The 5036-nt window shown below is 61.2% G+C and carries 5 protein-coding genes and 1 pseudogene; 5 read left to right on the top strand and 1 reads right to left on the bottom strand.

Annotation, left to right across the window (positions count from 1 at the left end):
• The 3 genes from ACIREA_RS26545 to ACIREA_RS26535 form a co-directional block, all read left to right on the top strand.
• Positions 1–225: hypothetical protein (locus ACIREA_RS26545; RefSeq protein WP_397385341.1), on the top strand; the 225-nt coding region annotated here is incomplete at its 5' end.
• A gap of 146 nt (positions 226–371) precedes the next feature.
• Entirely contained in the window at positions 372–1433 is a 1062-nt protein-coding gene (locus ACIREA_RS26540; protein WP_397385340.1) for a transposase, read from the top strand.
• A 136-nt stretch (positions 1434–1569) separates the two neighbouring features.
• Positions 1570–2097 (top strand): CbrC family protein, encoded by a 528-nt coding sequence (locus tag ACIREA_RS26535; protein WP_397385339.1) that lies wholly within the window; start codon positions 1570–1572, stop codon positions 2095–2097.
• A 538-nt stretch (positions 2098–2635) separates the two neighbouring features.
• Here ACIREA_RS26535 and ACIREA_RS26530 read toward each other — a convergent pair.
• Positions 2636–3223: a hypothetical protein gene (locus ACIREA_RS26530; RefSeq protein WP_397385338.1), complete on the bottom strand. Its 588-nt coding sequence runs from the start codon at positions 3221–3223 to the stop codon at positions 2636–2638.
• A 406-nt stretch (positions 3224–3629) separates the two neighbouring features.
• Here ACIREA_RS26530 and ACIREA_RS26525 point away from each other — a divergent pair, with 406 nt between their 5' ends.
• Both ACIREA_RS26525 and ACIREA_RS26520 read left to right on the top strand, forming a co-directional pair.
• A complete protein-coding gene (locus ACIREA_RS26525) occupies positions 3630–4379 on the top strand; it encodes a YebC/PmpR family DNA-binding transcriptional regulator (protein WP_397385337.1) in 750 nt (249 codons plus the stop codon).
• Between the two features lie 20 nt (positions 4380–4399).
• Positions 4400–5036 (top strand): annotated as a pseudogene (locus ACIREA_RS26520) (hypothetical protein); the annotation flags it as partial.

The raw sequence follows: 5036 nt of genomic DNA, 5'->3' as shown, positions 1-5036 counted from the left end.
ACCCCCGCCATGGATTTCCACTTCGACAAAGAAACCTCCCTCCTCCACCGCCTCGACTGGCGCGGCGACTTCTACCGCTTCACCGACTGGAAGGAGCACGACGGCCTCAAGTACGCCAGCAAGACCATCATCTTCAAAGTGAAGGACAGCAAACCCTGGTTCTTCCACGAAGTCACCGAAGTCGAGCGCCTCGCCCAGCTCCCCGAAGGCCTCGCCAAGCCCTGAAGCCGCCCACCGCAAACCGCGCCCCCCCCCAAAAGGGGGTCAGTGTGCAAATTCTTGACAAAGAATCCGCTCCACCCCGCCCCCTCAAAATGGGGTCAGGATGCAAATTCTTGACAAAATCACCCCCTTCCCTCTAGACTCCCGCCATGCCACGCAGCATCCGCATCCAGTCCGCCGGCGCCTACTACCACGTCATGGCCCGGGGAAACCGCCGGGAAGCCATCTTCCATGACGACGCCGACCGCCGCTTCTTCCTCCACACCCTCTCCCAGGCCTGCGAGATGACCGGCTGGCGCGTCCACGCCTGGGTGCTCATGGGCAATCACTACCACCTCTTCCTCCAGACCCCGGAGCCCAACCTCGTCGCGGGCATGTCCTGGCTGCAAAACACCCTCACCCGCCGCTACAACGTCCGGCACAGCAAATGGGGCCGCCTCTTCGGAGACCGCTACAAAGCCGTCATCGTTGAAGGCACCGACCCCTACCACTACCAGACCCTCCTCGACTACATCCACCTCAACCCCGTCCGCGCCAAACTCATCCGCCCCAAGGCCGGTAAAAGCGTGCTCGACTACCGCTGGAGCAGCCTCGCCGGCGGCTACGCCCTCCCGCCCAAAGAGCGCCCCAAGTGGCTCGCTGCCCCAAGCGGCCTCCACGCCTTCAACCTCGAAGACAACGCCGCAGGCCGCCGCCAAATGATCAAGCGCCTCGACCGCCGCGCCCTCACCGAAGAACTCGCCAGCTGCGGCGTCCCCCCGCTGCCCGAGGAAGCCGACGCCCGCAGCAGCCACCTCCGCCGCGGCTGGTACTGGGGCACACAGGCCTTCGGCGACGCCATGCGCAAGCTCGCCGACGCCTCCATCACAAACCGCACCCCCAAATCCCGCAGCTACCGCGCCGATCCCCACGTCGCCTCCCACAGCCAGCAGCAGGCCGAAGCCTGGCTCAAGCAAGGCCTCAAAGCCGCCGGAATGAAACCCGCCGAAGTCGCCCTGCTCAAAGGCTCCGATCCCCGCAAGCTCCTCCTCGCCGATCTCCTCTGGCGCCGCACCACCGTCACCCAGGAATGGCTCGCCGAAAAACTCGCCATGAAATCCGCCGCCAACGTCAGCCAGCAGCTCCGCCGCCTCGACCGCAAAAAAGTCCGCGCGCAGGCTCCGAAGGAACTCATCGCCTTCCTCGATCAGGCCGAAGCACCCACCGAGTGACCTCACTGCAGTTTGTCAATTATTTGCAGCCTGCCCCCATTTATCCGACAAAAAAAACATGTCCCTGATGCTGTTGGAGCACTCGACCGATTTGTTTCCCATCAAGCCGTTAGCCGATTCATAGAGCTTCCCGCAAATGCTGCCTTCATTTCGCTACCATCCAGACCCGATAGCCACCGGCAGCATCAAGCCAAGCTCAGCAGTGTGCATTTGCTGTGGTCAGGCACGTGGCAGCATCTACACGGCTTCTGTTTACTGTCTCGATGAAATACGAGAGCAGCTTTGTCCGTGGTGCATCGCCGATGGTTCCGCTGCCGAGCGTTTCGACGCGATGTTCTGCGACGACCATTCTCTCACCAAGGCGGGTCTAGCAGCCGGGATTATCACCGAAGTCACGCGTCGCACTCCTGGTTACATCTCATGGCAGAGTGAGGACTGGTTGAGTTGCTGCGACGACGCCTGCGAGTTTCACGGCGATGTGTCCCACGATGAGCTACGTTCCTTGTCTGGCCCGGCGCTCGCCAGTTTTCTCGCCTCAACCGGCTGGACCGCCACTCAATTAAACGAGTTCGCCCCCAATTATCACCCAGGCGGCAGCCCCGCTATTTACAAGTTCGTCTGCCGCCACTGCAAACTACCCCAGTACGGGTACGACTGTGATTGAACGGGTTCGGACCGGGAACATAGGTGACAGTGTGAGAGGCAGTCGATGCCTTGGACTCCCCCCCTACGACGGAGCACCGATTGAAGTTTGTCACCTTACAGCATTTTCCGAAACTGATTTCCGGAAAGCGAGCGTGGAGACGCTCGGCGGCGGCTTGAGGACAAGCCGCCCTACCTCGCGCTGGGCGCTCGCATGCCCAGCGCTGGTAGGGCTGGTTGTCCTCAACCAGCCGCCGTCGAAGTCCATGATCCTCGATCAAAAAACAGCCCGCTAAACGGAAATGAGTTTTGCGAACCGCTATAGCCAACGGCTTGAGGTTTAGCTCGCTCCGCTCGCCGCCAGGCTGTGAACCACCTCAAAATACGGGGGATGACAGAGCAACCTATGTGCCCGGCATAAGTGTCACCCATGTTCCTGTTCAAACCCGCAGTTCGGACCCGCCCTCAAAATGGGGTCAGTGTGCAAATTCTTGACAAAATTTCCCAGCCCTCCTGGCCGGTCATCCCTCCCGGCAACAGCGCGAGCCACACATCGCCTCTCACCTCTTCACCGGCCGCCTCGCCCCCTTCTCCCCTTTCAGCTCGCTTGGCCAGTAACCGCCCGCGATGTCGGAATAGCCCGAGCCATTTGGATTTCTCGCCCACCAGGCTTCCAAGGTGTCCTCGGGTCCCTTCAAGCGGATCGGCGTCGCATACTTGCTCACCACCAGATCAGCGATCGACTCTTCATCGACGATGCAGCCGATCATCGTTTTCACCTTCCCTTTCATGGCATGATACCGCGTCACCTGCTCTTTGAACGCCGATTGATCTGTGAACCAAAGCCCGCATAGCGCGTACATCTGCCCCGGCATCGTCGCCTCCTGCATCAGCGCCTTGAAGGCCGCATCCGCGTTCTTTTCCGCCAGCAGATCTCGAAACGCCCACACCACCTCGGGAGTCGATCCCGCATAGCCAACGGCAGAATTGCAAAACATCTCCGCCTTCTTCACCTCCCTGTAAGCCTTCACTCCCTCCGCGCTCAATTCAGGCATGCCTCCCGCGCATGGCAGACTCAGCAGGCACAGCACACCAAGACAGGCGCTGAAAACGCAAAGCAGACGGCGGCGGTGGCAGAGGGCACGCATATCTCTCAAAACGCAGTCATCGCAGCAAACTTGCCCCACACCACGGCCTTTCATTTTCTCCTTTCCTCCCCATCGCCCTTTTTCACTCACTCTCACTTTTCCCGCCCCCTCCTGAAAAACCCCTTGCATCCTGCCCCTCCATCCCACACACTTCACGCCGTTCCAAGTTCTCTCAACTTGGTGAACACTTGGTGTTGTTCCCGGCAGGATTGCCGAAGTTTCCCCGGCCCTCGCGCTGATGAAACGCGACTCCGCACTCGCTGCGCAGCCGTCATTCCTGCAGAGACTCACCGCGGCAATGCCGCTTCTCCCCCCTACATTTCCCCAAACCACACCGCACGGAAGGCCGCCGTCATTGTCATGGCCGCACCCGTTCGCTGCATTCCCACAGACATCGTTCTTCATCATGGCAGGCCACAATAAATGGTCCAAAATCAAGCGTGGCAAAGCCATCACGGATGCCAAACGCGGCAATGCCTTCAGCAAGCTGTCGAAGGAAATCACCCTCGCAGCCAAGCACGGCGGTGGCAGCATTGACATGAATGCCCGCCTGCGCAGCGCCGTCCTGGCAGCACGCGCGGCCAACATGCCCAATGACAACATCGACCGCGCCGTCAAAAAAGGCACCGGCGAGCTCGGCGGCGCGCAGATCGAAGAAATCCTCTACGAAGCCTACGCCCCCGGCGGCGTCGCCATGATGATCGAAATCGTCACCGACAACCGCAACCGCAGCGCCAACGACATCCGCGTCCTCCTCGGCAAAAACCAGGGCACCTTCGCAGACTCCGGCAGCGTCGCCTACATGTTCGCACGCCGTGGCGAGCTCCGCCTCGACAAAGCCGCCGCCACCGAAGACCAGATCATGGAGATCGCCCTCGACGCCGGCGCCGAAGACATCCAGGAAGACGGCGACGAATGGATCGTCTACACCGCCACCGATCAGCTCTTCCAAGTCAATGGCCTCCTCCGCGAAAAAGGCCTCACCACCACTTCGCAAAAGCTCATCTATCAGCCGCAGACCACCGTCACCATCAGCGACCTGGACACCGCGAAATCCCTGATCCGCCTCTACGACATCCTCGACGGCTACGACGATGCACATCATGTCCACGCCAATTTTGAAATCGACGACGCCATTGCCGATCCGCTCGATTAATCCCCTCCCCTTTCCTGCATATGTCTGACGAATCCACCGCCGAGCTCGAAGCTCCCAAAACCAAGCGCAAAGCCCCGGCCAAAAAAGCAGCGGTCAAAAAAGTCGCCAAAGCCAAAGCCGCACCCGTTGTGGAAGTCGCTGTGGAAGAAGCCGCGCCCCCACCTCCTGCTGCGAAAAAAGCGTCCAAAGCAAAAGCCAAAGCCGCCCCTGCCGTCGAGCCCGTCGTGGAAGTCGTCATCGAAGAAGCGCCCCCTCCTGCTGCCGCCAAGCCCAAGGCCAAAGCCCCTGCACGCAAGACCGCCAAGAAAAAGGCCGACTCCGCCGAAGCTCCTGAGCTCAATCTTGAGATCGCCGCAGCCCCAGCGCCCGCTCCCGTCGAAGCCGCAGCCCCTGCCGCCATCGTTCAGGAAGCAGCCCCTGCACCCGCTGCCGAAGCTCCCGCACCCGTGGCAGCTTCCGCTCCTGCGGATGCCCCTCAAGCCGCTGCCCCAGCCCCCGGCGCACCCGCCGCCAATGCCGAAAGCGCCGAAGACTCTGACGGCGACGACGAAGCCGAAGGCAGCAACTCCGGCACCGAGCCCAATGGCCTCCCCCGCTACACCGTCATCGGTGAAAACGGCCAGCCACGCCCCATGACCGCCAAGGAGCGCCGCAAAG

The organism is Prosthecobacter sp., from assembly GCF_044373815.1.
Lineage (GTDB): Bacteria > Verrucomicrobiota > Verrucomicrobiia > Verrucomicrobiales > Verrucomicrobiaceae > Prosthecobacter.
Note: the sequence above shows the minus strand (reverse complement) of the source record. Positions and strands in the feature narration are given on the sequence as shown.

Bases quoted from the DNA above. Each gene is read 5' to 3' on its own strand.
- ACIREA_RS26535 (WP_397385339.1), top strand. From the start codon at position 1,570: ATGCTGCCTTCATTTCGCTACCATCCAGACCCGATAGCCACCGGCAGC.
- ACIREA_RS26530 (WP_397385338.1), bottom strand. From the start codon at position 3,223: ATGCGTGCCCTCTGCCACCGCCGCCGTCTGCTTTGCGTTTTCAGCGCC.
- ACIREA_RS26525 (WP_397385337.1), top strand. From the start codon at position 3,630: ATGGCAGGCCACAATAAATGGTCCAAAATCAAGCGTGGCAAAGCCATC.
- ACIREA_RS26540 (WP_397385340.1), top strand. From the start codon at position 372: ATGCCACGCAGCATCCGCATCCAGTCCGCCGGCGCCTACTACCACGTC.